This window comes from Natronorubrum marinum (assembly GCF_052040125.1).
Taxonomy (GTDB): domain Archaea; phylum Halobacteriota; class Halobacteria; order Halobacteriales; family Natrialbaceae; genus Natronorubrum.
Map to the genome: position 1 here is coordinate 1,165,188 of NZ_JBPPFV010000002.1, position 25,975 is coordinate 1,191,162.

Consider the following 25,975-nt stretch of genomic DNA (forward strand, 5'->3'; position numbering starts at 1 on the left):
GGATCAGACCAGCAGACGCCCGCCCCACGCGATGACGAGCGCGAACCCGATCGCGGCGGCGGCCTGCCGGGCGAGCATCGTCGCGACGAACCGGGTCGAGACCTCCCGTGCGACCGTGATCGCGGTGACGAGACAGGGCAACAGGACGCCGGCGAGGTAGACGGCGACCAGCACCCCGACCGGCGAGAGCGCGGCGACGCCGGCCGATTCCGCCGTGAGGAGCGCGATACCGTCCTTTCGAATCGCGGCGAAGACGACCGGCAGGGCCGTTTCCGCGGGAAGGGCGAAGAGGGCCATCGCCGGCTCGAGAACGACGCCGAGTCGCTCGAGCGCCCCGAGATACTCGAGCAACGCGGCGGCGACGCAGATCACGGCGAAGACGGGGAGCGCCGTCGTGACGAAGCTCTCGAGCGACCGACGGGCCTCCCGCCAGATCGCGCGGGGGCGGGGCCACTCGAGGAAGGTTCGGCGGTCGACCGCGAGGGCGGTGGTTCGGGCCTCGATCGGGGCGATCAACCGGACGTAGAGCAGCGTCGTCGCGACGAGCACGAAGAGGTAGGGGCCGACGAGCCACGGCATCCCCACGGCGGCGAAGACGGCGAGCGTGGCGGGGAACTGGTAGGAGCACGCCGAGCCGAAGGAAATCGCGGAGATGGTCGTACAGCGGGTGCAGTCCGAACAGCCTCGGGTGCTCGTCACCGCGGGCACGTTGCAGCCGAATCCCATGACGACGCGGACGAGGTCCCGGCCGGTGAGCCCGACCCGGCGCATGACCGGGTGGAGCGCGGTCGTCACCCGCATCGTGAGCCCGCTGGCCGAGTACGCGCCCATAAAGAGCGCGAAGATGAGCATCGTCGGCAGCGCCCAGACGAACAGGAACGGCCCCATCGAGAGCAGGCCGTATTCCCCGCCTAACACGGCCGCGAGCGGCCCCGGTAGCGTTTCCGTCCAGCCGATCGCGGGCTCGAGTGCGCCCCCCACGACCGGGTCGAGTTCCCCTGCGACGGTGTTTGCGAACCAGACGGCCACGGCGGCGGGAGCCAGGAGCACGAGCGCGCTCACGACCGGGCCGAGAATCGGCCGCTCGAAGATCCGTGCGGGTGGCTCGAGCTGCCACCCCGTTCGAACGCCGGTTTCGCCGGGCAGTTCGCTGCCAGCAAAAGGAGCAGAAAGACCACTTGTGTGTCGAATCACAGCCAGCACGTTGCGGCCGTCGGCCGCTAGCGCCGAGTAGTCGACCGCCGCGCCGTCGGTCTCCGTTCGGATCCCGCCGTCCGCCGCGACGCGGTCGAGGGCTCTCGCGTCGACGGGCATTACGGGGACGGCGAGGTCGGACTCGAGGTCCGCGATCACCCCCCGGGCCTCGTCGACCGCCCCAATTCGATCCCAGTGCGTGACGACCACCGCACCCACTCGCCCCTCCACGAGCGGGAGGAGATCGTCGAGATCCCGATCGAGATCGGTCGCCGGGACGACGAGCACGACCGTTTCGGCCCGCTCGAGGCTGTCCAGGGCCTCCCGCGTCGTCTCGGTATCCGCCTCGAGCGTGATTCCGGGAGTGTCGACGATCTCGAAATCGTCGGTTCGGTAGACTTCGCTCGAGACCGTCGACCCGCCGACGTTCTCGTCGGCCGGGGCTGCGCCCGTAAGCCCCGCCGCGAGCGCCGATTTCCCGACGCTCTCCTTCCCGATAAGCACGACCCGTTCGCGGTCCGCGTCGGTCATTCAGCGCTGTTCCCCGTTTCCGACGGCGCGTGATCTTCGGTGCATTCTCGCCCGGGTATCACCGCGCCGTTTTAATAATTCTATCGGATAGAATAATAACTACTATTAGATCGGAGTCCACATTGTTAACCGAATGCCCGACAACTCGATTCCCGTTACGGTACTGTCCGGGATCCTCGGCGCCGGTAAGACGACCGTCCTGAACCACGTGCTCAGCGAGAGCGGCGATCGAGAGCTCGCCGTACTCGTCAACGACATGGGCGAGGTAAACGTGGACGCCGAACTCGTCGCCGAGTCCTCGGACATCGCCGACGAAGACAAAGAGCTGATCGAACTCTCGAACGGCTGTATCTGCTGTGAACTGCGCGGGGATCTGCTCGACGCCATCGGCGAACTTTCCCGTGAGCACGAGTTCGACGGCATCGTCGTCGAGTCGACCGGCGTCGCGGAGCCGTTGCCCGTCGCACAGACCCTGACGCTGGGCTTCGATCAGGCCGACCTCGACCCGACCGAGTTCTACGAGGAGACCGGCATCGAACCGCTCGAGGGCTGTCACCTCGACACGACGGTCACGGTCGTCGACGCCCACCAGTTTCGGGCCGCGATGCAGTCCGACGAACTGCTCGACGACGACGGCACCGAGAAACACCTCGGGGATCTCGTCGTCGAACAGGTGGAGTTCTGCGACGTCCTCCTGTTGAACAAGTGCGACCTCGTCGACGACGACACGCTCGAGGAGATCGAAGCGACGCTCGAGGTGCTCCAGCCTCGCGCCGAGATCGTCCGCACCGAACACGGCCGGGTCGAGCCCGACCGGATCGTCGACACCGACCGATTCGACTTCGAAGCGGCCAGCCAATCCGCCGGCTGGATCCGGGAACTCGAGCAGCCCCACGCCTCGGCCGAGGAGGAACACGGCGTCACCTCGTTCGTCTTCGAGGCCCGGCGGCCGTTCCACCCGGAGCGATTCGCCGACCTGCTCGACGAGTTCCCCGACGCGGTCGTGCGCGCGAAAGGACATTTTTGGACTCTCGGCCGCGAGGACGACGCCTTCACGTTCAACGTCGCCGGCCAGTCGATTCGGGTCGGTCCCGGCGGGCGGTGGATCGACTCGCTCCCGGCCGAGGAGCGCCGCGAGCAGCTTGAGGACAGTCCCGAACTCGAGGCGGTGTGGCACGACCAGTGGGGCGACCGCAACAGCCGACTCGTCGTGATCGGCACCGAGATGGACCACGAGTCGCTGCGGAGCGACCTCGCCGATTGCCTGATCACCGAGGCGGAACGCGGCGCCGACCCGTCGACGCTCGAGGATCGCTTCCCGACGTTCGAGCCGCCGGAGGAAGCGCCGGACGGTGAGGCAGCCACGGGAGCGGAGACGGACGACGAGCACGAACACGACCGCGACCACGACGCCACGGAGGAACTGGGCATTGCGGACTAAGACGACCCCACGATGACCGACGGAAACTCCGATTCGGAGACGAACGCCGACTCGGATACAGAAACCGACTCGACGCCGACGCTCGGTCCGCAGTCGGACGGCGGCGACGTTTCGCCGTGCTACCGTGCCTACGTCGAACGCAACGACCACCGGCCGGACGTCTGCACCATCTACTCGGCGGTGACGGCCGGTTCGATCGAGGAGACGTGGATCAGGGCGAACGGCTCGGCGTTCGTCTCTCGAGACGACGTTCGGTAACCGACCGAAGCCGTGATCGAACTGCCACCACGCAGTTCGAGACTCGATCCGCACCGATCGCCGATCAACCGACACCAACAACGACCACCCAAATTCAATGTCAAACGCATTCCAGACGGCCGTCAAACCGGCCGTCCACCACACCGAACGACACGACGCGATCGACCGACTGATCGACGAGAACGAACGGACGAACCTCTCGATAATCGTCCAGATGGGAGGCCTCCGCGCCAGCTTCCGGCGACGGGCGCTCGAGGGGCTCGCGGAGTGCAACGCGACCGACGAACTCGAGGAACTTGCCGAAGAGACGGCGATCAATCCGTCGCTGCGCCGCCGAGCGGCCGACCTCCGCTAGGGTAGCGGCCCTCGGAGCCCGTCCGGTCGGCAGGAACCGACGGCCCGCCGATCGACGTCGTCGCACGTTCGATCGGTGCCGGCACTGTATCGCTCGCCCTTTTTGTAGCTGTGCGTCGTCAGTCGGTACTGCCCATGTCCTACACCTGTTCGACCTGCGACGACTCGTTCAAGTCCGCGGCAGGCGTCACTCAGCACGTCGCGCTTCATCACAACACCTGCGCCGTCTGTGACGATTCGTTCGACGAGACCGACGAACTCCGCGAACACATCCACGCCACGCACTGACGAGCGACCGCACACGGCGACTTCGGTAACCTTCTCCTCGATTTTCCGCGAACGTCGGAACCGTACCGAGGAGCGCCTCGACCTCGAACCGCCGATCGCTCAGCAGTCGCAGTACTCCGGCTCACAGCACTCGAGGTCATCTAAGAGCATCTGCTTCTCGCGGTAGGCCTCGAGCGGTTCGGTGTCGATGCCGAGGCGCTCGCCGACGGTTTCGGCGACGACGGCGAACCGCTGGCGGAACTTGTAGATGAAGCAGAACTGCTGGCCGTTGTGAGCGACCTGCGGACCGACGAGAAACAGCCCCGGCGTCTCGGTCGATTCGTCGCGGTCGGTGAGGTCGGGGAATCCGCGGTCGTCGAACGCGAACCGGTCGTCGGCGAGCGCGAGACTCCCCTCGAATCCTGTCGCGAGGATTGGCGGCGTACTCGAGTGAATCCGATCGCCGTCCTCGGTGACGACGGCGTAGCCGTCGCTGTCGACATCGATATCGGACTCCGCCGCCTCCCGTTCGATCCGTTCGACGCGCGCGTCGGTGACGAGATCTATCGGTCGGCCGGCCTCGAGGGCCGCCTCGAGTCGTTCCATCGTCCGGGGCGAGAGCACCTCGCTGGGGTCGGGGCTGCGATACTGCCACGGGCCGTCGTCGTCCAGCACGGTGACGGAGAGCCCGGTGTCGGCCAGTCCGAGCGCGGCGTCGATGCCGCTTTCGGCCCCGCCGACGATCGCGACGTCGTCCGCGGCGGGGGTCGCGACGCCGGCGCCGTCGGCCGCGACCGGCGACGACGGTCGGTCCGACCCCGTCTCGGCGTTGGAATCGAGACGGGCACTGTCGGCACCGGTCGACCGTCGCTCGGCGTAGGCCGCCCAGGAATCGATCGTCGAGACGTGGACCGCGTGGGACGCGCCCGGAATCGACCCGCTCGAGGGATACTGGTACTGGCCCGCAGCCCAGACGACGTACCGCGCGCTAACGAGCCCCTCGCTGGTCTCGAGCGTGAACCCATCCCGGTTCGAGTCGACGGTCCCATCGCGTTCGTCTTCGCGTTGCTCGTCCGCCGACCCGTCGGGAACGACGGCCTCGACGTCGACGCCGGTCTCGATCGGGAGCTCGTGAAACTCCGCGACCGCCTCGAGGTAGTCGGCGTACTGATCCCCGGTCGGGTGCTCGCGATTCAGCGCGAGCGCGGGCGAGGTGTCGAGCGTGATCGCGTTCAGGTCGCGCACGCCGAAGGCGTTGGCCGGGAACGACGGCGTCAGGAGCCGCATCTCGTCAGGCCATTGTCGGAACGAGGAACCGATACGGTCGCGCTCGAGGACGGCGTACTCGAGATCGAGGCGCTCGAGTGCCACTGCAGTCCCGATTCCTGCGGGCCCGGCACCGACGATCGCAACGTCGATCGGTCGTGAGAGCGTCATTCGGTACTAGCAACAGCCCCGACATTATTAACAACTTTGATCCGCAGGTTGTTAATCGTGGACAAGAAGAGGATCTAACATAGTACCGTTCCATTCTCAGGGGCATCCACGGAAAGCAGGACTTTTGACTACAGGTGGACTCAAACTCGTACTGATGACTCCCTATTCGCCCGAGCGGAGGTGGCTGCGATGACGACCGATATCACCGAAATCACCGTGATCGGGGACGACGACACCGGGCTCATCGCCCGGGTGACGAGCCTCCTGTTCGAGCGCGGAATCAACATCGAGGATCTCGATCAGGCCGTCCGCGACGGCGTCTTCCGCATGTATCTCGCCGTCGATACCTCCGAGATGGTCTGTACGGAAGAGACGCTCCGTGAGGACCTCTCCGAACTCGGCGACGACCTCGGACTCGACGTCCAGGTCCGATTCCCCGCCGACCGGGACAGCCAGCAGATCGCCGTCCTCGTCACGAAGGAGAGCCACTGCCTCGAGGCGATGTTCGAGGCGTGGGCCAACGACAAACTCGGCGCGGACATCGGCGTCGTCATCGGGAACCACGACGACCTCCAGCCGCTGGCCGAACACTACGACGTCCCGTTCCACGATATCGGCGACGAGGGCGGCCAGCAGAACGAGGACCGCCTGCTCGAACTCCTCGCCGAGTACGACGTCGATCTGATCGTTCTCGCGCGGTACATGCGCATCCTCAGCCCGAACGTCGTCTTCCGCTACGAGGACCGCATCATCAACGTCCACCCCTCGCTCCTGCCCGCGTTCCCCGGCGCCGAAGCGTATCGACAGGCTATCGAGGAAGGCGTCCGCGTCGCCGGCGTCACCGCCCACTACGTGACGACCGATCTCGATCAGGGCCCCATCATCACCCAGCGCGCGTTCGACGTCCCCGACGACGCCGGGCTGGACGACATGAAACATCGGGGCCAGCCCCTCGAGGCGGACGCCCTGCTCGAGGCCGTCAAACTCCACCTGAACGGCGACGTCTCGGTCCACCGTGGTCGAACGTCTGTCCGGGAGAACGGCGAGGCATACCAGCTCGGCTTGCCCGACGAAATCGACGACTTCACGCCGGACCGGCCGGTCGACGGGATCGGCAGCGTCGTCGCGAACAACCAATAGCCGCGCTGTCAGACGGCTCTTCGACGGGAAAACCCTCCTTCCTCGCCCCTCCTCGGCCGCGCTAGGACTCCCAGTTCTCGAGACAGTCGTCGCTACAAAAGTGTAGGTACTGCGCCTCGCCGTTCTCGAGGGTCGTGACGACGCGTTGCTCTGAAGACGATGCCACGGGGTCGCCACACGCGCGACAGTCCGGTGCGTCCTCGTCCGTCGAATCAGCCATTAGGTGTTCGAAGGGACAAGAGCCACTTGAACGAACCTATTGCGGCGGATTCGGCCATCGGCCTGTAACTCCCGGAAGAGGGCCAGTGACGGGGAACGAACGACCGCGAGGACGGCTCGGCGCGGCCGATCAGGTGTGCTCCGGATCGCCCGTGAAATCCTCGACCAGTACTCGAGTCGCGCTTCCGAGAGCAGTAGCCTTATCGCCGATTCGATCGTATCTTGGTACGTTATGGCACAGCAAGAAGTCCAACAGGAGTTGTCCGTCGACCAGTACACACTCGGACTCGTGGGCCCTGACCAAGAGTGGGCGGGGACCGTCGCGGACGGCGGGACGATCCGGACGTACACGCCGCCGGGCTGTTGGGGACCGATGATCACCCCCGAGTTCCGCGGCGGCCACGAGGTCACCCGACCGATTCGCGTCGAGGGGGCGTCCGTCGGCGACGCGGTCGCGCTCCGCATTCGGGACGTCGAGGTGACGAGCATGGCGACAAGTACGGGGTCGATGGCCGAACGGGAAGACGCCTTCGGCGACGATCCGTTCGTCGACCACCGCTGTCCCGAATGTGGCACCGAGTGGCCCGAAACGATCGTCGAAGGCACCGGAGAGGAGTCGATCAAGTGCGCCGAGTGCGGCGCGAACGCCTCCTCCTTCGGCTTCGAGTACGGTTACACCGTCGCGTTCGACGACGACCGAACCGTGGGAATCACGCTCGACGAGGACGGTTCCCACGAACTCGCGGAGAATGCCGAGGAGGTGATGGACATTCCCGAGAACTCCCGCCAGCATCCCATCCTGCTGTACGAACCCGGCGAGATGCCCGGCACGCTCGGGCGGCTTCGACCGTTCATCGGCAACGTCGGCACCACGCCGCCGGTCACGATGCCCGACTCGCACAACGCGGGCGACTTCGGCCAGTTCCTCATCGGGGCCGAACACGACTACGGCGTCGAGACCGAAGCCGACCTCGAGGATCGAACCGACGGCCACATGGACATCCCGCAGGTTCGGCCGGGCGCAACCCTGATCTGTCCCGTCAAGGTCGACGGCGCCGGCGTCTACGTCGGCGACCTCCACGCCAACCAGGGCGACGGCGAACTCTCGTTGCACACGACCGACGTCAGCGGGACGGTCACGATGGACGTCGAAGTTATCGAGGGACTCGAAATCGACGGTCCCCTCCTTCTGCCACCCGAAGCAGACCTTCCGTTCATCAGCAAACCCTACAGCGACGAGGAGCGCGAGGCCGGCCGCGAACTCGGCGCCCAACACGGCGTCGACGTCGAGGACGAAATGGGCCCGATTCAGGTGATCGGCTCCGGCGCGACGGTCAACGACGCCACGCAGAACGCCTTCGACCGCGCGACAAAACTGCTCGAGATGAGCGAGGGCGAAGTTCGTTCGCGGTGTACGTTCACCGGCGGCGTCCAGATCGGGCGGCTCCCCGGCGTCGTGCAACTCGACCTGCTCGCGCCGATGGGGGTACTCGAGGACCGCGGTATCGACCATCTCGTGCGCGAGCAATACGGGCTGTAAACACAGGACTGGAGAGGGCCCGTATCCCACTGCAGTGGCGCGCGCTGTCGGCCGTTCGAGCGATAGCGAGGGCGGCCGACACGACGTGTGAGGGATGAGTGAGCGACTAGCAGGAGCGCGTAGCACGGAACCGCAGGTTCCGCGGACCATGCGAACGGGTGCGAAGCATCCGTGAGCAGAAATCGGTTGGGGAGGTCGTGGCACTCACGGTTGCCACGCGAGTCGATCGTTCGTGTCAGTAGTCGTCCCTCAGTAGGGACACGATGGTTTGAGCACGTGTCGGTACAGATTACTATGAACCACCCTGAACGGCGGGCACCAGCGCCAGCGACGCGTCGTCCGAAACCGGGTCCTCGAGCGCCGCGCGTTCACCGTCGACCGAGACCCTGACGCTCGGCCGCAACTCGCCGTTGTCGTAGAGGTACTGCGCCGCCCGCGGATGGGTCTCGGCGAACTCGTCGATAGCCTCTGCAACGGTGTCGCCACCGAACTCGAGCGACACCGTCTTCGTTCCGGTCGCGCTTCGTAACGGCCCGTACACCGTGATCTCCATGGTCGTACGCGAGACTGGCTCCGGAAGACCATAACGTCAGTCCCTCAATTCGTGCCAATTCAGGCGAAAAGACTCGCGACTCGAGACTGATCCCACAGAGTACGAGACCCGTCCGCCAAAAACGAGACCGAACCTCAGTCGTCGCTCGGCTCGGCGCTCGGCGTAGCCGAGGACGTGCTCGTCGAACTCAGCTGCTCGGCCCACGAGTCGGAGACGACCGGGGCGAGGGCGAAGAAGACCATCGCGCAGACGATCACGGCGAGCATGACGCTCGCGACGATCGTGATACCGTACGTTGGGTCAAACGGGACGATGCTCGTGACGATTCCACTGGCAGCGAGGGACATCGGTACTCGAGCGTATGGTTGTGGGGCAGTCGATATGAGGGTTACCTTTCAGACACCGAATGTGAATGGGTAGCGAACGGCACGGGAATGAAGCGAAACCGACCGACTACGTACCGACGCGGCATCGAGTCAACGAGACGATCGTCGTGACAGCGCGTGGAGTGAACGGCGGCGGCGACGGCGAAAGTCGCGGGTCGAGACCGTCGGAACCAAGTCGAGACGAGCCCAGACGATCGAAGCGAAACGACGTCAGATGATCGAATGGCGACGAAAGAGAGGGGGCGCCGCTACAGCCGCTGGACGGCCCCGATCGCACTCGAGAGCGGCGGCGCGTCGAACAGTTCCTGGCCGGTGTAGGCGTTCGCACCGGCGCAGTACAGATCCCGCGCCGTCTCGAGGACGCCTTCCTCGAGCGGCTCCGGCGTCTCCTCACAGAGGGACTTCCAGTCCGCGACGTCCTCCTGCTTCGCTTCGGCCTTCGCGGCCTCGACGGCCTGGACCCACTCGGGCTGGGTGCGCTTGTGATATTGTCGGAGGACCTCCTTCGAAAGCTGGGTACCCTCGTAGCTGAAGCGGTTCTCGTCGAACGTACCGACGACGTCCGCGACGCGGATCTCGCCCCGGTAGTAGAGACACTCGATCTTGCCGTCCTCGTGGACCAGCCCGGCCGAGTCGGCCTGCTCGGTGACGATCCGGTTGACCTCACGAGCGACGGACTCGAGGTCGTCGATGTCAGCCCGGCCAGCGATGGTATCGGCCTCCTCACGATCGAGTTGTCGGTCGCCCTCCTCGTACTTCGTCGTGAATTCGACGATCGGTTCCGCGAGGTCGACAGCTTCCTCGGGCCAACTCTCGAACTCGAGGCCGTGATCTTCGGGCTCGGTTCGCCGACGGAGACTCGAGCCGACGGGGACGCGATTTCGGAACACGACCTCGAGCGGGATCAGGTAGTTCTCGCCGGCCGCGTCGTGGTAGTGGTCGTAGTCGTACTCCCGGCCCTCGTTGGGCAGGTCGGGGACCTGCGTGAGGTCGATGGCCATCTCCCACGGCGGGCGCGACGAATCCGTGAGGGGGACGACCTCACCGTCTTCGACGACGCCGCGGTAGTGGGTCGGGACGCCTTCGGACTCGAGCAGTTCGAAGTTGAACGCGCCCATCGCACAGAGGCTCGCGCCCTTCTCGGGGATCTGGTCGGGCATCTGTCCCCAGTCGAACACCGAGTAGGCGTCGGTGAAGACGAACGAGCCTTCGCCGAGTTCCTCGTCGGTCGCCGCCTCCTCGATGCGGAACTCTTTGACACTCGTCATACGAGACACCTCAGGACGTAGCCGCCGCCGCGGTTCATACCCCAGTTGCCGTGGCCGGACCCTAAGAAGGTTTCAGTATCCGGTGGCACCTCGAGCCGGATCGAGATTCCGCTCACGCCCCGCTCGGCCGCCGTCGGTCGACCAGCGAGACGCCGACGATCACCGACGCGGCGACGAGCAAAATAGCGACGATGACGAGGAACGCGGCGCCGACCGACACCTCGTCGATGACGACGCCCAACAGCGCCGGGCTGATCACCGCGCCCAGCGAGAGTCCGGTGAAGAAGAAGCCGAAGCTCTTGCCGGTCGAACCGGCTTCGGCGACGGTGGTCGCGAACGTATCGCGCGAGGGCAGCGCGACGCCGATCGCCAACCCGATACACGTAAAGAGGGTAACAGCGGCGGCGAAACCGGTAGACGAGGGGATGATCACGGCGAGGAAGACGCCCGAAGCAGCGGCCGCGAACGCGACGACGAGGATCGGCTGGAACGGGAGGCGGTCGGCGAGCGGCCCGCCCGCGATGACGCCGATCGCCGTCCCGACGAGGTAGGCGGTCAGCAGGTTGTTCGCGCTCGCGTCGCCGAAGCCGAGCGCGTCGACGGCGAACACCGTCGTGAACGACTGAAGCCCGACGATTGCCATCATCGAGAGCAGGTAAAAGCCGAACACGACGAGCAGCTTCGGCTGGAGCAGTTGCGAGACGGTCGCGACGAAGCCCCCATCGTCGCTCGCATCGGGTTCGGGTTCGTTCCCGGATGTAATGCGGTCGTCGGAGCTTGCGGCCACCTCCGGTTCACCCGAGCCGTCCGCGGACGCCGCTCGCTCGCGGATCTGGCACCTGTAGACTGGTGCGGCCGTCACCAGCAGTATCGCGGCGTAGACGAAGCCGAGCGAGCCGGCAGCGAGTAGCGCCGCCTGCCAGCCGTACCTGATACCGATTCCGCCAACCAGTACGGGCGCGGCGGCGAAGCCGGCGAAGCCGCCGAAGGTGTGCAGACTAAACGCCTTCCCCTGATTCTCGCTGGTTGTGACGCTCTCGAGGAGCGCGTAGTCCGCGGGGTGAAAGACCGACTGGCCGATGCCCGAGAGGAACGCGAACGCGAGCAACAGCCAGTACGACGTCGCCAGCCCGGAGAGGGCCACGCCGAGTGACGTAACGACGAGTCCGCCGACCAGGATCCGCTTGGCACCGATCCGATCGACGAGTTCGCCCAGCGGAATCTGTAAGAACAGCGTCGGGAGGTAGATCGCCGTGACGAGCAGTCCGAGCTGTGCCGTCGTAAGGTCGAACTCCGCGCCGAGCAGCGGAAACAGCGGCGGAAACGCGAGCAGGTAGACGTGGGAGAGAAAGTGTGCGGCCGAAACTGCACCGACGATGTATCTCGTCCCGCCGCGTCGAAATCGTGGATTCGCGTCGGTTCGAGAGCCCATTCGTCTACCACCGAGACGTACCCGGGGTTGATTGTTACGAATCGAAACCAGTAACGCGATCGACGCTACGCGACCGACGCCGCGCGAGCGCCAGCGGCCGAGCGTATCACTCGCTCGATTGGTCGAATCCGTCCACAATCCACATGCTTTTCTCGCTGTACTGGTATTGATATGCCGATGGAGCGACCGGTGACCGAGGCAGACCTCACGTTCGAGCACGTTCCCGAGACCGACCAGTCGTTCGAGAACGCACTCAAGAAATCGCGCGCCGGCGACCGGCTCACGGTCGACGACGCCATCGAGCTACTCACGACCGGGACGGACGTCGAGGGAATCGATCGGACGCGAAAGGAACAGGTGCTCGAGGCGGCCGATCGACGCCGCGCCGAGGTCGTCGGCGACGAGGTCACCTTCGTCGCGAATATCAACAACAACGTCACGACGGCCTGCAACGTGGGCTGTCTGTTCTGTAACTTCAAGGACGCGGCGCACACCTTCGAACGTGACAGCGAGGTCGAGACCGCGGGCTTTACGAAAACGCCCGCGGAGTCCCGCGAAATCGTTGCGGACGCCGTCGAGCGCGGCGTCTACGAGGTGACCTCGGTCTCCGGTCTCCACCCCGCGTTCGCACTCGACGAGGAACACCGCGAAATCCTCGAGGCCCACTCCGAGCCGAAGGAAGTCAACTACAAGTCCCCCGAACGGTACGCAACCGATCCCGGCACCTACGTCGAGCAGATGGCGGCGATGAGCGTCGGCGATGTCCACCTCCACTCGATGACGCCCGAGGAGGGCTACCACGCCCGACGGGGTACCGACTGGTCCTACGAGGAGGTCTACGGCCGCCTGAAGGAGGCCGGCCTCGACACGGTTCCCGGCACGGCCGCCGAAATCCTCGTCGACGAGGTCAGAGACGTCATCTGTCCCGGCAAGATCGGCACCGATGACTGGCTCGAGGCGATGGAGGCCGCCGCGAACGTCGGTCTGGGGCTGACGGCGACGATCATGTACGGCCACGTCGAAAACGAAGCCCACCGCGCGATGCACTTGAAACGGGTTCGGGACCTTCAGGACCGGGTCGACGGCGCGATCTCGGAGTTCGTACCGCTCTCCTTTATCCACCAGAACACGCCGCTGTTCGAGCACGACGTCGTCTCCGGCGGGGCGAGCATCGACGAGGACGAACTCATGATCGCCGTCGCCCGGCTCTTTCTCGACAACATCGACCACGTCCAGTCGTCGTGGGTCAAGTACGGCGACGAGCAGGGGCTGAAGATGCTCGCCTGCGGCGCCGACGACTACATGGGGACGATCCTCTCGGAAGAGATCACGACCCGCGCCGGCGGCGAACACGGCGAGTTCCGCTCGTTCGAGGATTACGTCGAGATGATCACCTCGATCGGTCGAATCCCCGTCGAACGCTCGACCGACTACGAGACGCGCCGCGTCATCGACCCCGACGATCCGCCCTTCGGCCCGCAACTCGGCCCGAAAGCCGACGGGACGCCGCTGCTCGACGCGGACGAGCGCGCGGAGCGAACGGTTCCGGCCGACGACTGAGAGCGAAGGCGAACGACGAATCGGGGACGGCTTTTTGCGGATTCCGAACGTGGCGTAGGGTGTGAACCACCTCGTTCCAATCGACGACGGCAACTGGCGACTGCCGAACCACGCCCACGTCGTCGTCTACGACCGCGAACCGAAAGACGGCGGCCTGCTGACCATCTACGGCTGCGGAGCCGCCCAGAAGCCGCCGAAAGCCCAACTGCTCGGCACCCTCGAGTCGGTCGACGCTAGCGCCGAGATCAAGTCGACGCCGACGGGCCAGGTCGTCACGCTGCACGAGTCGGCGACGCTCACGGCAACCGGCTCGAAGCGGTTCCGTATTCAGTAGTCCAAACGGTCGAGCGGTCGGCTCGAGTCCGCTCTGTGACCTCGCTTCGCTCGAACCGGCAGGCCGGTACCGCGGAGCGATGCTTTATGATGGCTCTCGAAAACGTGTACGTATGCGACTCGAAGGCAAGACAGCGTTTATCACGGGAGCCGGATCGGGATTAGGCCGCGAAGCTGCGCAACTGTTCGCCGAGGAGGGCGCGACGGTCGTCGGGGCCGATATCGACCACGAGGGTGCCGAGGAGACGATCGACCGCGTCGAGGAGGCGGGACAGGAAGGAACCGCACTCGAACTCGACGTCACCGACGCGGACGCGGTCCACGCGGCCGTCGACGAGACGGTCGCGGAGTACGGACTCGATATTATGGTGAACAACGCGGGGGTCAGCCACCAGCGCGCGAACGTCGAGGATATCGACGAGGACGAACGCGACCGAATTATCGACGTCAACGTCAAGGGCGTCTGGAACGGCTGTCACGCCGCTATCCCCCAGTTCAAAGAGCAGGGGTCGGGTGCAATCGTCAACACGGCGTCGCTCGCGGGCGTCATCGGCGCGCCCCAGCTCGGGGCCTACTCGCTGACCAAGGGAGCCGTCGTCAACTTCACGCGCACGGTCGCCGCGGAGGTCGGTCCCCACGGCGTGCGCGCGAACGCGGTCTGTCCGGGCGTAACGGATACGGCGATGCCTCGAGAGAACCGCACCGAAGAGGAGTGGGAGGCGACCAAGGCGGAGATGTCGAAGTACTACCCGCTCAAGCGACTCGGTCGTCCGGAGGACGTCGCCAACGCGATGCTGTTCCTCGCGAGCGACGAGGCCGACTGGATCACCGGCCAGGCGCTCGTCGTCGACGGCGGCTTTTCCTGTACCTAATCGTCGGCGCGAGGACAGGCGTTTCAGTGGCGGCGACGAAGAGCGATCATGTCCACTGACGAGTCCTACATCCGAGACGCGATCGACCTCGCTCGAGCAGCGGTCGACAACGGCAACACCCCGTTCGGATCGCTCCTCGTCGTCGACGACGCGGTCGTCCGGACGGCCGAGAACACGACCCGCAGCGACGATGATATCGCCGCTCATCCCGAATTCAAACTGGCACGGTGGGCCGCTCGCGAACTCGAGGCCGGCGAGCGCGAGGCGTGTACGATGTACACCAGCACGGAGCCGTGTCCGATGTGTGCGAGCGCGATCGTCTACGCGGGACTCGGGCGGGTCGTCTACAGCGTCTCCGTCGACTCGCTCGCGGCGGTTCGGGACGATGGGGTGATCGAAATCCCTTGCGAGGAAGTGATCGATCGGGGTGGTGGGTCAACGGTGGTCGAGGGGCCAGTTCTCGAGAGCGAGGGGCTTGCGGTTCACGAAGCGTTTTTCTGACGACCGGTTCGGCGTCGTTCACGAAACCCGAGGTACGGGTGGTCGAGAGGGCTACAACAGATGTTCAGTGTCGCCGATACTGCAGCGATCCGCTCGAAAACGATTTGTCGGTTGACACCAACGAACCAGTATGATAACGGAACTGTTCAGAGAGCCCGACGGATGGCGGTCGGGAGGACTGTTGATCGCCGTCGGTCTCTTTTTCCTCGGACTGTACGCGTTCTACGGTCTCGTCGGCGCGGGAGGGATATCGTCGGCACTTCACTTCGGCGTCCTGTGGCTGTTGCTGGGAATTCCGGAACTCCTGCCGAAAGAGCGCACGCAGGTCGCCGGCGGGCTTCGAGTTCTCGGACTGGTGTTTGCCCTCGCGTTGCTGATCTTCTACCTCTCGCGGCTGTCGATCTTCCAGTAGCGTCGGTGAGATGACCGTCGTCGCTCGAGACGCGGCCGTACCCCAAACCGGATGCTCGCTATCGAGAGATGGCGCTCGTCTCGCTCCGAAGCACCGACCGATACCGTTCGCCGGCATCGCTATCAGCCTCGAGCGCCCCCCGAATCGTCGGGGAGATCCACTCCCGCTCGGCGTCCGGCGATCGAGGTCCCGACGCACCGGCCGTTCCGTCCGCGGCGACGCCATCGAACCCGTCGGTCCGCAGGTCATCCGGCAGAAACCGCTCGTAGACCGGCAACCGTTCGCCGAGCGGCCGGTCCGCTGAGGCCGCAATCTTCTCGAGTTCTCGCAGGGCGGGCCACTTGTAGTCAGGGTTGATGTGGTCGTCCGTGATCGGCGACACCCCGCCGAGGTCGTCGACGCCGCAGTCGATCAGGTCGCGGGCCGGCGCGAGGTTCGGCGGCACCTGCACCGAAATCTCCTCGGGGAGCGCGACGCGAGCCATCGCCGTCACCCGGCGCATCGTCTCGAGGTCGGGCGAGCCGTCGGACCAACGCTCGTTGTTCATCACGGGCTGGATGATCACCTCCTGGATGTGGTCGTAGCGCTCGTGTAGCTCGCGAATCGCGAGCAGGCTTTCCGCGCGGTCGCGCCACGTCTCGCCGATGCCGACCAGAATGCCCGTCGTGAAGGCGACGTCGAGTTCGCCGGCGTTTGTGATCGTCCGCAGGCGCTGACCCGGCTCTTTCTTCTGGGGGCCGGCGTGAGCGCCGACCTCGGCCGTCGTCTCGAGCATCACGCCCATGCTGGCGTTGACGTCCGCCACTTCGGCCATCTGCTCGAGCGTTTGATCGCCCGGATTGGCGTGGGGGAGCAGGCCCTCCTCGAGGGCGACCTCGCAGGCCGCCCGGAGGTAGGTGTGAATGGAGTCGTGGCCCCAGTCGTCGAGTTGCTCGTGGATCTCGGTGTAGCGGTCGTCGGGGTCGTCGCCGAACGTAAAGAGGGCCTCCGTACAGCCTGCGTCGGCCCCGCGGGCGCAGATGTCGCGGACCTCATCGAGCGTGAGCAGGGAGGCCTGGCCCGGCGGATCGAAGTACGTACAGTAGGTGCAGGTGTATCGACACGCCGTCGTCAGCGGGACGAAGACGTTTCGCGCGAAGGTCAACGCCGGCGGCGCCTCGACGTCGTCGGGCGTGACTGAGAGGAGATCGTCGACCGCCGCGTCGTCGACTGCGATGTCGACGCCGTACTCGCTCGCACCGGGGAACATTACTGCAGAGTCCCGTCGCTCACCACATAAGACTTGACTTCTGTCGAACGCGCCCGCTTTGACAGCTATCTGTCTCGGTCTGCGGGCTCGCGTCTGGCGACGCCAACGCGGCCGTTCCGTCGCTCGAGTTCGAATCCAAGATCGCGGAGCGTCGCGGGGGCGCGAGCGCGTTCGTCGCCGTGGACGAGCACTTCGACGAGATCGTCGGGTTCGTCGATGTCGGTTCCCAGCCGGAGCGAATCGACCGTCTCGAGGCTCACACCCACCTCCTCGGCGATCTCGCGGTGGTCCAGATAGGAGGCCCCGTGGTAGTCGACTCGAAACGCGGGGTCCCGAACGACGAGCGCGTTCGTGCCGCCGCCGCGGCCGGGCGCGATGGCGACGGCCGTTTCGGTCGCAAAGAGGGCCTCGAGCGCATCGGTCGTCGCGAGGGCGAGATCGGCCATGACGACGGCGACGGCGTCGTCAGTATCACCGACGCCGTCTCCGCTGTCGGTCCGGCTCGGCAGGCGCGCGTTGACCGCGTCGGTGAGCGGGCGGTCGTCCACTGCGACCGACACCGACTCGAAGACGTGCGCCGGAAGATCGAGTTCGGCGGGATCGATCGGCGCAGTCGCCACCACCGTCGGCTCCCGGCCCGCTTCAACGATCGAACACAGGACGTCGGCGAGCATGGCCCGTGCGAACGCCGACCGTTCCGTGGGGGAGAGCACCGACTCGAGGCGCGTCTTCGGATCGGTCGCGGCGAACGGAACGACGACGTGCATCTATCGAAGGTAGTCCGGACGCGGGCAAAAACACGTCGAAGCCGCGACCGAGGTGTAACGAGAGACCGCCGTTCGTCGACACCAGACGCCACCGTCGTGCCCCCCGACACGAGCGCGGCCGCTGGGGTCGTCGAGTCGCGAAAGAACTGAGAGCCTAGAACAGCGGCTCGAGTTCGTCCTCGTCGTCTTCGACGAGTTCTTCGAGGTTCTCCTCGCTTTCCTGCTGGATGTCGTCCATGTTCTCCTGGGCCTCGATGGCGACCTGCTGGAGACGCTTGATTCGCGGCACGTTCGTCACGCCCGAGAGCAGGAGTGCTGCGGCCACTTCCGGCTCTTCTCGCGGGAAGTCGCCGCCGCGGACTTCCATGCTTCCCGTTTCCTCCTCGAGCCACTTCCGCCCACGCTCGATGCCTTTCCGGTTGAGATACTCCGACGGACCGGAGACGACGAGCAGCGCGCGCTCGGTGCCTTCGATCTCACACGGGAGCGTCAGTCGGCCGAGTGCGGCCTTCCGGACGAGGCTCGTGATGCGGTTGGTCGTGTTCGCGGCGTCCAAGTCGTCGGTGCTGCCGCCACCGTCGCCGGTAAAGCGCGAGAGCAGACCGCCGCTCGTGTTCAGGTCGACTTCCTCGCTGGCGAAGCCGACGGTCGAGACGCCGCCGCCCGAGAGCGTGTTGATAATTTCCGACGAGTCGACGACGCTCTCGGCGACTTCCTGTCCGTCGCCAACCTCACCCGCACCGAAGAGAATGCCGAACCGTCGGACGATCTCCTCGTTGATCTGATCGTAGCCGCCTTCGACGGACTCGCCGGTCTGTCGCCAGGAGTCGTTGTCGAAGACCATCAGATTGTCCACTTCGCGGACGAAGGTCTGGAACGATCTGGCCGCGTTGAGGGTGTAGATTCCACCCTCATCGGTGCCCGGGAGCACGCCGAGACCGTAGACAGGAATCGTGTAAATTCGTTTCAGATGTTTGGCGAGGACGGGTGCACCGCCGGATCCGGTGCCGCCGCCCATACCGGCGACGACCAGGAACGCGTCGACCTCGTGGGTCGGAATCGCGTCGATGGCGTTTTGCACCTCGTCGATGTCCTCCTCGGCGACTTCCGCGCCGAGTTCGTTGTCTGCACCCACGCCGTGGCCCTTTACGCGGGCCTGGCCGATGAGTACGCGGTTCTCCTCCGGAATATTCTCGAGACCGATGAGGTCCGCTTTCGCGGAGTTGACGGCAATCGCCGCACGGACGATTCCGCTACCCGTCCGATCGTCGTAATCGAGGAATCGATCGACGATCTTGCCACCAGCCTGTCCGAATCCGATCATCGCCAGCTTCATAATTTGTCAGGGGGCTCCGTTGAATTGGTACAGAGTGATCAAGGGCATAAGTCTTTTGTTGAATTGAATGTCTCTTCTTCTTTTGTGTTTCGGAGAATCGGATGCAGGCGGTCGATTTCAGCTCGAAAAAACTCGCGAGAAACGAGTCGGTTTCGACGTCAGTTCTGTGCTTTATACTAAATCTTTGGGCCAATCTGTCCACCCTTGAGTTCGCCGTACGGAACCGCAAGCCGTCGATACGGCGGTCGAACGATATCAGACCGGCATCGAGCGTGTCAGTCGTCTCGAGGTCGTGTCAGCCAGTGATTGAATACGGCAAGCAGACGCTGAACGCGTCAAGCGACCGCTGAACGTCTCAGGCGGATTCGCGCTGTGGCTCGCGAGGCTCGTGGATACCGACCTCGAGATACGCGCCGAGCGTCGTCAGTTCGTCCTCCGAGACGCCGAACGCGCTCACGTCGTTGGTGACGACGGTGTTGTTCATCTCGAGCGAGCGCGCCTGATCCGGGCCGAACGGAACGAACGGAATCGCGCCGGCCGCGGTCAGTCCGAGTTTCGCCATCGAGAGGGGGACCGAGAGGATCTTGACGGACTTTCCTTCGGCCGCGTAGGCCAGCCGCGTCGCGTCCGCGAGCGTGACGATCTGCGGGCCAGCGAGTTCGTATACTTCGCCGACGTGGCTGTGATCCTCGACGGCATCCGCGAGCATGGGGACCAGATCGCCGACCCAGATCGGCTGGAATCGCGTCTGGCCGCCGTTCGGGAGTCCCGTTACGTACGGCGTCGTAACCTGCTTGGTGAACTCGAGGAATTCCGCCCCGTCACCGAAGACGACGGAGGGGCGGAAGATCGTCCACGCGAGGTGTGAGTCTCGGACGACGTCCTCGGCTTTCCCCTTCGCTCGAAGGAAGTCGGTCGGTGCGTCCGGATCCGCGCCGAGTCCGCTCATTTGAATGAATCGATCGACGCCGCCCGCTTCGGCGGCTCGAACGAGGTTCGCCGTGCCACCGAGGTGGACGGTCTCGTGGTCGAGGTCGCCCGGCGGCTTGTACAGCGGCGAGAGCGAGACGAGATTGACGACAGCGTCGTGGCCCGCGACGGTGTCGACGATAGAGTCGTACGCGCTGACGTCGCCCATCGCGCGGTCGACCCCCGCAGGGAGATCGCCGTCGCTGGGATCGCGAGACAGCGCCGTCACGTCGTGGCCGCGGTCGTCGAGTTCCGTACAGAGAGTCGTCCCGATGAACCCAGTACCGCCGGCAACGAGCACCTTCATACACCGAATTTCTCCACGCAGCGATAAATAGCTGGTCGCCTCCGTGGTTTGGGTTCCGACGCTCAATAGCGGCTACTAAATAGTTCTCGCCACGAGGTGCGAGCATGCTGGTCACGCTCGAGGGATTGGACGGCAGCGGCAAGACGACGGTCTGGGAGGCCCTACAGGAGTCCTACCCCGATGCGACGTTCACTCGCGAACCGACGAGCGACTCCTGGTACGGCGACGCCGTCTACCGGTCGATCGAAGACGACAACGCCGACTCGCTCGCGGAACTGTTTCTCTACACCGCCGACCACGCCGACCACCTCTCGCGCGTGATCGAACCCGCGCTCGAGCGCAACGACCTCGTGGTCTCTGATCGCTACTCCGACTCCCGATACGCCTACCAGGGGGCGACTCTCGAGTCGTACGATCGTCTCGAGACCGACCCCCTCGAGTACGTCGTCGACGTCCACGAGCCGTTCACTATCGATCCCGACCTAACGATCTACCTCGATCTCGACCCCGAGACGGCCGCGGAGCGCGCCGGCGCGACGAACAAGTTCGAGCACGCGGACTACCTCGAGTCAGTGCGCGCGAACTACGAGCGAGTGCTCGAGCGCGACCCGGACCGGTTCGTTCGGGTGGATGCGATGCAGGAACCGGAACGCGTGCTCGAGGAGGTCGAGGACGTACTGGCCGATGTCGCTGGTGACGAGTAACGGAACAGTTCTCGATAGAGAATGGGTTTGCTATCGACCGATACGTATAGGGCATTTCGTGAGCAGCGAGCGTCACAGGTTTCAATTAAAACAGCAGTCGGTACAACGACCGTCATCAATTATGAAATGGGGTGCTGCATGAGTCATATCTTATCTTTTTCTCGGTATTGCTGGATGTTCCACTTCCAAATATACCACGTAGGAATCCCGATTATGAGGAGAGCCATGATAGTGTAAACGGCCATTGCAAGGGTTTCTACCATTATATCACTACTCCCGTCAACACTCCATTGATTTTTCTGATTGGCTTTTCAGCTTGTATCCCACAGTAACACGACACTCTAACGTACCCGGCAGGGAACGCCGGTCAGTATGCAGTTGTAGTGAATGACTCTTCGATCTCTGAATCGACTCTATGGCCGGAAGCGCGACTCGAGCACCGCGAGAGGCGCGCGACCCGGGGAAAGGCAGGCTGTTGCCCAGAAAATTACCGCGAGCGACCGCAGGGAGCGAGCGGGCCGACGACTGACTCGGAGCGAGTGAACTGAGCACAGAGGAAGGAGGAGTGCTTTTAATCGAATTTTTGCCGGGGGCGCGGCAGAGCCGCGCCCGCAGCGCAAAACTTCGTTCTTAGTCCATCGCGATGTACGTCTGCGTATCCTCGATGCCGTTGATGCCCTGAATCTGGGTCGCCGCGATCTCTTTGACCGCGGCGGGCGTCTCGACGCTGGCTTTCGCGATGATGTCGACGTCGCCGGCGACGATGTGGGCCGACTGGACGCCGTCGATCGATTCGATGCTGTCTCGGAGCCGATCCGCCTCGCCGGTGTTCGCCTTGACCATAATGAATGCTGTAACCATCAGTTGACACCTCCAGTACCCGACGTCGCGTCCGAACCCGTGTTCGCGGCCGCGCGTGCTTCCGACTCGCCGACGAGCAGTTGGCGAACCTCGCTCAGCACGTCGTAGTCCGCAAGGACGACGAGTCGATCGCCGTCCTCGAGCGAAATGTCTTCGTCCGGCAGTCCGAGGTCCTGGTCGCGCTTGCCGAAGGCGAGTACGGTCGCGTTGGCGGGCAGTTGCAGTTCGCTGATCGTGTAGCCGTTGACCGGGGCATCGTTCGTGATCGTGAGTTCGACGACCTGCAGGTGCGGCGCGATGTCCGCGATGGCGCGGATGGTGCCGCCGAGCAGGGCGTTTTTCGCGCCGATCGCGCCGAGGCGTTCGGGGTAGATCACTTCGTCGACCTCGTCGGCGTACTTGCGGTAGATCCCCTCGCGGTAGGCCTCGTCGATGCGCATGATCGTCCGACAGCCGTAGTGGTTAGCGATCATACACGCCGTAAAGTTGACGTTCAGATCGCCGGTCAGCGCGCCCAGCGCGTCGGCGTCGGCGATGCCGGCCTCCTCGAGGACGTCCTCGTGGGAGCCGTCACCCTCGACGACGGTGAACTCCTGGTTGCGGGCCCGACGAATCATCGCCTCGTCTCGTTCGATTACCGACACCTCGTGGCCCTCTTCTCGAAGAACGCGCGCCGTGCGCAGGCCAACCCGTCCTGCCCCGATGATCACGAACCGCATGCACTGGGGTACGCTTCCCCCCGGCAATAAGCTTGCGCCGAATTACCATGCCAAACAGTCGAACAGTGTCGGAAATCGGGCAAAGGTTTTAGTCATGCGAAGATGTACCACACCGTCGAGAATGGTTCACGCGTTTATTATGATCAAGACGGCTGCCGGGAAGTCCGAGGGGCTTCTCGAGTCGATTCGGGATGTCGAGTCGGTCTCCGATGCGCACATCGTCGCAGGCACGTACGACATTATCGCGGAGATCGACGCCCCCGAGGTGTACAACGTCCTCGAGGCCGTCTCCTCGGGCGTACAGGCGCTCGAGGGCGTAACGGATACGAAAACGTACATCGCGATGGACTAAGAACGAAGTTTTGCGCTGCGGGCGCGGCTCTGCCGCGCCCTCGGCAAAAATTCGATTAAAAGCACTCCTCCTTCCTCTGTGCTCGGTTCACTCGCTCCGAGTCAGTCGTCGGCCCGCTCGCTCCCTGCGGTCGCTCGCGGTGATTTTCTGGGCAATAGCCTGCCTTTCCCCGGGTCGAACGCTCGCCGTTTTACGGCGAGCGTTGTCCCGGCCAGTAAAGTCTGTTCTAACTGCGTCGCATTACATCGGCATCCCGCCGCTCTCGCCCTCGTTGGCCCGTTGGCCGCGGCTCTGGGCGTTCTCGAGCAGCGTCGCTGCCGCTCCCTGATACTCGTAGCCGGGGATGATCCCCTGTGCGTAGGTGCCTTCGACGTATTCGATCAGGGCTTTGGCGTCGTCGACCCCTTCGCCGGCGTTCCAGGCGACGTACTCGAGGGACACGGTGACGTCGGTCGCGTCGCGTTCGACCGTCGGTTCGTCGTGCGTGCTCGTGTGGGCGACGGTGAAGACATCCTCGAGGCGGCGCTCGAGCGTCTCGAACCAGCCGTCTTCGACGACGGGGGCGACGGCTTCGCCCGCGACGGCGGCGTCGAGCGTCGGGAGCGTGACGGTCACGGAAAACGCGCCGTCTCGCTTCCCCGCTGCATCGCTGGCGGTGACAGTCGCGTCGAAGACGGTCGTCGTCAGTTTGTAGCTGTCGTCCGTAGTCGGTTCGAACGCGTCGTGTGACTCGAGTTCGCGGGCGACGGGATCCGGAAGGGCGGTCATTATCGAACGCACGGGCGTCACGAAAAAGGGTGTTGCGTTCCGACCGCAGATCGCGCGACCGTTTCATCCTATTACGCGATTAAAACGGGAAAACCGCCAGACTGTATCGGGATCGTTTCAGCATCGTAGCCGACTGTTTCTGCGCAAAATGGACTACATAACTACAACGGATATTGCCGTTTTTTGTCGGCATGAGTCTCGATAGACACGCCGCCGAACGACGCCGGTTCGCCCGCCTCCTCGGTATCGATGGCGAACTCGGGAGTGGGCTGCCGATCGGCAGCCACTCGAGTGGAACCGTCGAGAAGGGACACGACCGCAATCATCGCGATGACACGGATCGCGCCCGATCGGCCGACCAGCTCGAGCGTTAGTCGAGGGCCCGTTCGCTGAGAAACGAGTTGAGCGCCGTCGCAACTTCTTCGAAGTCCTTGAGCGTGAGTCCGTCCGTCGTGACGAGGACACCCTCGCTCTCGTTGGTCACGCGGATCAAAAAGCCGTTGTCAAAGACGCGAATCGTGTAGTTGTAGTCGCCGAGTTCGGAGTTCTCGTAGGCCGTCTGTGCGGTCGTAAACCCACGCCACTCGTGACCGATGAACGTCGAGAGATCGGCATCGCGCTCTAAGTCCTCCCGAAGATACAGCTGTTCGTAATCGTCGCGAGTGAAGTAGGTCGCCGATCGGAAGCTATCGCCGACGGCTGTCCGGCAGGTCGTGACGATCTGCTCCGCCGCCTCGTCGGTAAGTAACCCTGTCGCCATACCCAGTGGATCGAACCCGCGACACCTTAATAGCGAGGGAAGAGGGGACGTGAGAACGGAGTTACCGGTAGGGCCAGTCAAACAACGCTCCGTCCCAAACGCTGTTCTCGACGAGATTTCCGTGCTCCGACGAGATAGCCACCGCACCGAGACGGTCTCGGAGTTCGTTTCGGAGCGTGAGCTCGAGCCGGTAGTTACGCCGACGCGAGTGCCTGCTCTAGATCCGCGATGATGTCGTCGACGTCCTCGATGCCGACGGAGAGGCGCACGAGATCGTCCGTCGTGCCGCTTGCGAGTTTCTCCTCCTCGGTGAGTTGTTGGTGGGTTGTGCTCGCGGGGTGGATAATCAGCGACTTCGCGTCGCCGACGTTGGCCAGGAGGCTGAACAGTTCGACCTCGTTACAAACCGTTTCCGCGGCGTCGTAGCCGCCCTCGGGCCCGAACGTGATCATACCGCCGTAGCCACCTTCGAGGTACTCGCTCGCGTTTTCGTGGGTCTCGTGACTCTCGAGGCCGGGATAGTTCACCCAGTCGACCGCGTCGTGGTCCTCGAGGAACTCGGCGACGGCCATCGCATTCTCGCAGTGTTTTTCCATCCGCAGGGGCAGCGACTCGAGTTTCTGCAGCGTCGTCCAGGCGTCGAAGGGCGACTGCTGGTTGCCCAGGTCTCGCAGGCCGCGGGTTCGCGCGACGATGGAGAAGGCCTGCTCGCCGAAGGTTTCGGAGAAGTTGACGCCGTGGTAGGCCGGGTTCGGCTCCGATATCTCGGGATAGTCGCCCTCGTCCCACGGGAACGAGCCGCCGTCGACCAGCACGCCGCCGACCGTCGTCCCCGCGCCGTGGATCCACTTCGTCGTCGAGTTCCAGACGAGGTCCGCGCCGTGCTCGAGCGGCCGGCACAGATGCGGCGTCGCGAACGTGTTGTCGACGAACAGCGGTACGTTGTGCTCGTGTGCGATGTCCGCAATGCGTTCGATGTCGGGCGTGACAAGCGCCGGGTTACCGATCGTCTCGAGGTGGACGAATGCGGTGTCGTCGTCGATCGCCTCCGCGTAGGCGTCGTAATCGAGGGTATCGACGAATTTCGTCTCGATGCCGCGTTTCGCGACGGTGTGGGTGAGGTAGGTATAGGTTCCGCCGTAGAGCGAGGAGGCGCTCACGATGTTGTCGCCGACGTCCGCGAGGATGAACGTCGCCAGATCGAACGCGGCCATTCCCGACGCCGTCGCGAGCGCGCCGACGCCGCCCTCGAGCGTCGCGATTCGCTCCTCTAACATCGCGTTCGTCGGGTTCATGATCCGCGAGTAGATGTTGCCGAACTCCTCTAAGCCGAACAGCGCCGCGGCGTGATCGGTGTCGTCGAACTCGTAGGACGTGGTCTGATAAATCGGCGGCGCTCGAGCCCCCGTCGTCGGATCGGGTTCCTGGCCGGCGTGGATGCTGTTCGTGGCGAACTGGTGATCGTCTGGATCTTCGCTCATACAC

Annotated in this window: 30 protein-coding genes; 14 read left to right on the top strand and 16 right to left on the bottom strand. The window is 64.5% G+C overall.

Going from position 1 to position 25,975, the window contains the following annotated elements; all coding sequences use genetic code 11:
• Window positions 1–3: 3 nt before the first annotated feature.
• Window positions 4–1,725 carry a nucleoside recognition domain-containing protein gene (locus ACSFC5_RS15490; RefSeq protein WP_440766134.1) on the bottom strand — a complete coding sequence of 574 codons (1,722 nt, stop codon included), beginning with the start codon at window positions 1,723–1,725 and terminating at the stop codon, window positions 4–6.
• 133 nt (window positions 1,726–1,858) lie between these two features.
• On the opposite strand from ACSFC5_RS15490, the gene ACSFC5_RS15495 reads away from it, so the two are divergent.
• The 4 genes from ACSFC5_RS15495 to ACSFC5_RS15510 all read left to right on the top strand — a co-directional run bounded on the left by ACSFC5_RS15495 (window position 1,859) and on the right by ACSFC5_RS15510 (window position 4,066).
• Entirely contained in the window at window positions 1,859–3,166 is a 1,308-nt protein-coding gene (locus ACSFC5_RS15495) for a GTP-binding protein (protein ID WP_440766135.1), read from the top strand.
• Between the two features lie 12 nt (window positions 3,167–3,178).
• Entirely contained in the window at window positions 3,179–3,424 is a 246-nt protein-coding gene (locus ACSFC5_RS15500) for a DUF7511 domain-containing protein (protein ID WP_440766136.1), read from the top strand.
• Between the two features lie 97 nt (window positions 3,425–3,521).
• Window positions 3,522–3,779, top strand: coding sequence for a hypothetical protein (locus tag ACSFC5_RS15505; RefSeq protein ID WP_440766137.1), 258 nt, complete (start codon window positions 3,522–3,524; stop codon window positions 3,777–3,779).
• Window positions 3,780–3,913: 134 nt separating this feature from the next.
• Window positions 3,914–4,066, top strand: coding sequence for a C2H2-type zinc finger protein (locus ACSFC5_RS15510; RefSeq protein ID WP_175529272.1), 153 nt, complete (start codon window positions 3,914–3,916; stop codon window positions 4,064–4,066).
• A gap of 99 nt (window positions 4,067–4,165) precedes the next feature.
• Here ACSFC5_RS15510 and ACSFC5_RS15515 read toward each other — a convergent pair whose 3' ends face one another.
• Window positions 4,166–5,482: an NAD(P)/FAD-dependent oxidoreductase gene (locus ACSFC5_RS15515; RefSeq protein WP_440766138.1), complete on the bottom strand. Its 1,317-nt coding sequence runs from the start codon at window positions 5,480–5,482 to the stop codon at window positions 4,166–4,168.
• A 189-nt stretch (window positions 5,483–5,671) separates the two neighbouring features.
• On the opposite strand from ACSFC5_RS15515, the gene ACSFC5_RS15520 reads away from it, so the two are divergent.
• The gene (locus ACSFC5_RS15520; RefSeq protein WP_440766139.1) at window positions 5,672–6,622 is read left to right on the top strand and encodes a formyltetrahydrofolate deformylase; all 951 of its coding nucleotides are present in this window, start codon (window positions 5,672–5,674) and stop codon (window positions 6,620–6,622) included.
• Between the two features lie 61 nt (window positions 6,623–6,683).
• Here the strand turns inward: ACSFC5_RS15520 and ACSFC5_RS15525 are convergent, their stop codons facing one another.
• Complete coding sequence (locus tag ACSFC5_RS15525) at window positions 6,684–6,842, bottom strand: DUF7576 family protein (RefSeq protein WP_440766140.1); 159 nt, start codon at window positions 6,840–6,842, stop codon at window positions 6,684–6,686.
• Window positions 6,843–7,073: 231 nt separating this feature from the next.
• Between ACSFC5_RS15525 and ACSFC5_RS15530 the strand changes: the two genes are divergently transcribed.
• Entirely contained in the window at window positions 7,074–8,381 is a 1,308-nt protein-coding gene (locus ACSFC5_RS15530; protein WP_440766141.1) for an acetamidase/formamidase family protein, read from the top strand.
• 292 nt (window positions 8,382–8,673) lie between these two features.
• Here the strand turns inward: ACSFC5_RS15530 and ACSFC5_RS15535 are convergent, their stop codons facing one another.
• The 4 genes from ACSFC5_RS15535 to ACSFC5_RS15550 all read right to left on the bottom strand — a co-directional run bounded on the left by ACSFC5_RS15535 (window position 8,674) and on the right by ACSFC5_RS15550 (window position 12,020).
• Complete coding sequence (locus ACSFC5_RS15535; protein ID WP_440766142.1) at window positions 8,674–8,934, bottom strand: ubiquitin-like small modifier protein 1; 261 nt, start codon at window positions 8,932–8,934, stop codon at window positions 8,674–8,676.
• Window positions 8,935–9,068: 134 nt separating this feature from the next.
• A complete protein-coding gene (locus ACSFC5_RS15540) occupies window positions 9,069–9,281 on the bottom strand; it encodes a hypothetical protein (protein WP_440766143.1) in 213 nt (70 codons plus the stop codon).
• 287 nt (window positions 9,282–9,568) lie between these two features.
• A complete protein-coding gene (locus ACSFC5_RS15545) occupies window positions 9,569–10,588 on the bottom strand; it encodes a phosphoribosylaminoimidazolesuccinocarboxamide synthase (protein ID WP_440766144.1) in 1,020 nt (339 codons plus the stop codon).
• A gap of 112 nt (window positions 10,589–10,700) precedes the next feature.
• Window positions 10,701–12,020 (bottom strand): MFS transporter, encoded by a 1,320-nt coding sequence (locus ACSFC5_RS15550; protein ID WP_440766145.1) that lies wholly within the window; start codon window positions 12,018–12,020, stop codon window positions 10,701–10,703.
• A gap of 177 nt (window positions 12,021–12,197) precedes the next feature.
• Here ACSFC5_RS15550 and cofH point away from each other — a divergent pair, with 177 nt between their 5' ends.
• The 5 genes from cofH (at window position 12,198) to ACSFC5_RS15575 (ending at window position 15,698) form a co-directional block, all read left to right on the top strand.
• Window positions 12,198–13,580, top strand: coding sequence for a 7,8-didemethyl-8-hydroxy-5-deazariboflavin synthase subunit CofH (gene cofH, locus ACSFC5_RS15555; protein ID WP_440766146.1), 1,383 nt, complete (start codon window positions 12,198–12,200; stop codon window positions 13,578–13,580).
• 61 nt (window positions 13,581–13,641) lie between these two features.
• Window positions 13,642–13,914 carry a hypothetical protein gene (locus tag ACSFC5_RS15560; RefSeq protein ID WP_440766147.1) on the top strand — a complete coding sequence of 91 codons (273 nt, stop codon included), beginning with the start codon at window positions 13,642–13,644 and terminating at the stop codon, window positions 13,912–13,914.
• A gap of 112 nt (window positions 13,915–14,026) precedes the next feature.
• Entirely contained in the window at window positions 14,027–14,785 is a 759-nt protein-coding gene (locus ACSFC5_RS15565; protein WP_440766148.1) for an SDR family NAD(P)-dependent oxidoreductase, read from the top strand.
• Between the two features lie 48 nt (window positions 14,786–14,833).
• Window positions 14,834–15,286, top strand: a complete 453-nt coding sequence (locus tag ACSFC5_RS15570; protein WP_440766149.1) for a nucleoside deaminase — start codon at window positions 14,834–14,836, stop codon at window positions 15,284–15,286.
• Between the two features lie 130 nt (window positions 15,287–15,416).
• Window positions 15,417–15,698, top strand: coding sequence for a DUF8011 family protein (locus ACSFC5_RS15575; protein ID WP_440766150.1), 282 nt, complete (start codon window positions 15,417–15,419; stop codon window positions 15,696–15,698).
• Between the two features lie 58 nt (window positions 15,699–15,756).
• Here the strand turns inward: ACSFC5_RS15575 and cofG are convergent, their stop codons facing one another.
• The 4 genes from cofG to ACSFC5_RS15595 all read right to left on the bottom strand — a co-directional run bounded on the left by cofG (window position 15,757) and on the right by ACSFC5_RS15595 (window position 20,326).
• Entirely contained in the window at window positions 15,757–16,947 is a 1,191-nt protein-coding gene (gene cofG, locus ACSFC5_RS15580) for a 7,8-didemethyl-8-hydroxy-5-deazariboflavin synthase subunit CofG (protein ID WP_440766151.1), read from the bottom strand.
• A 65-nt stretch (window positions 16,948–17,012) separates the two neighbouring features.
• The gene (gene cofC, locus ACSFC5_RS15585) at window positions 17,013–17,714 is read right to left on the bottom strand and encodes a 2-phospho-L-lactate guanylyltransferase (protein WP_440766152.1); all 702 of its coding nucleotides are present in this window, start codon (window positions 17,712–17,714) and stop codon (window positions 17,013–17,015) included.
• Between the two features lie 154 nt (window positions 17,715–17,868).
• Window positions 17,869–19,050 carry a tubulin/FtsZ family protein gene (locus tag ACSFC5_RS15590; protein WP_440766153.1) on the bottom strand — a complete coding sequence of 394 codons (1,182 nt, stop codon included), beginning with the start codon at window positions 19,048–19,050 and terminating at the stop codon, window positions 17,869–17,871.
• Between the two features lie 355 nt (window positions 19,051–19,405).
• Entirely contained in the window at window positions 19,406–20,326 is a 921-nt protein-coding gene (locus ACSFC5_RS15595) for a complex I NDUFA9 subunit family protein (RefSeq protein WP_440766154.1), read from the bottom strand.
• A gap of 104 nt (window positions 20,327–20,430) precedes the next feature.
• Between ACSFC5_RS15595 and tmk the strand changes: the two genes are divergently transcribed.
• A complete protein-coding gene (tmk, locus tag ACSFC5_RS15600) occupies window positions 20,431–21,030 on the top strand; it encodes a dTMP kinase (RefSeq protein WP_440766155.1) in 600 nt (199 codons plus the stop codon).
• A 630-nt stretch (window positions 21,031–21,660) separates the two neighbouring features.
• Here tmk and ACSFC5_RS15605 read toward each other — a convergent pair.
• Both ACSFC5_RS15605 and ACSFC5_RS15610 read right to left on the bottom strand, forming a co-directional pair.
• Window positions 21,661–21,891 (bottom strand): Lrp/AsnC family transcriptional regulator, encoded by a 231-nt coding sequence (locus ACSFC5_RS15605; RefSeq protein ID WP_440766156.1) that lies wholly within the window; start codon window positions 21,889–21,891, stop codon window positions 21,661–21,663.
• Entirely contained in the window at window positions 21,891–22,610 is a 720-nt protein-coding gene (locus ACSFC5_RS15610; RefSeq protein WP_440766157.1) for a potassium channel family protein, read from the bottom strand. Before ACSFC5_RS15610 ends, ACSFC5_RS15605 begins: the two co-directional genes overlap by 1 nt.
• A gap of 121 nt (window positions 22,611–22,731) precedes the next feature.
• Between ACSFC5_RS15610 and ACSFC5_RS15615 the strand changes: the two genes are divergently transcribed.
• The gene (locus ACSFC5_RS15615; RefSeq protein ID WP_440766158.1) at window positions 22,732–22,962 is read left to right on the top strand and encodes an Lrp/AsnC ligand binding domain-containing protein; all 231 of its coding nucleotides are present in this window, start codon (window positions 22,732–22,734) and stop codon (window positions 22,960–22,962) included.
• A gap of 240 nt (window positions 22,963–23,202) precedes the next feature.
• On the opposite strand, the gene ACSFC5_RS15620 is transcribed toward ACSFC5_RS15615, so the two are convergent.
• Window positions 23,203–23,730, bottom strand: coding sequence for a DUF5813 family protein (locus ACSFC5_RS15620; protein ID WP_440766159.1), 528 nt, complete (start codon window positions 23,728–23,730; stop codon window positions 23,203–23,205).
• A 191-nt stretch (window positions 23,731–23,921) separates the two neighbouring features.
• Here ACSFC5_RS15620 and ACSFC5_RS15625 point away from each other — a divergent pair, with 191 nt between their 5' ends.
• Window positions 23,922–24,104 carry a hypothetical protein gene (locus ACSFC5_RS15625; protein ID WP_440766160.1) on the top strand — a complete coding sequence of 61 codons (183 nt, stop codon included), beginning with the start codon at window positions 23,922–23,924 and terminating at the stop codon, window positions 24,102–24,104.
• On the opposite strand, the gene ACSFC5_RS15630 is transcribed toward ACSFC5_RS15625, so the two are convergent.
• Together ACSFC5_RS15630 and ACSFC5_RS15635 are read right to left on the bottom strand one after the other, a co-directional pair.
• Window positions 24,101–24,490: a DUF7522 family protein gene (locus ACSFC5_RS15630; RefSeq protein ID WP_440766161.1), complete on the bottom strand. Its 390-nt coding sequence runs from the start codon at window positions 24,488–24,490 to the stop codon at window positions 24,101–24,103. The genes ACSFC5_RS15625 and ACSFC5_RS15630 overlap by 4 nt on opposite strands.
• A gap of 194 nt (window positions 24,491–24,684) precedes the next feature.
• Complete coding sequence (locus ACSFC5_RS15635) at window positions 24,685–25,971, bottom strand: O-acetylhomoserine aminocarboxypropyltransferase/cysteine synthase family protein (RefSeq protein WP_440766162.1); 1,287 nt, start codon at window positions 25,969–25,971, stop codon at window positions 24,685–24,687.
• Window positions 25,972–25,975 lie beyond the last annotated feature (4 nt).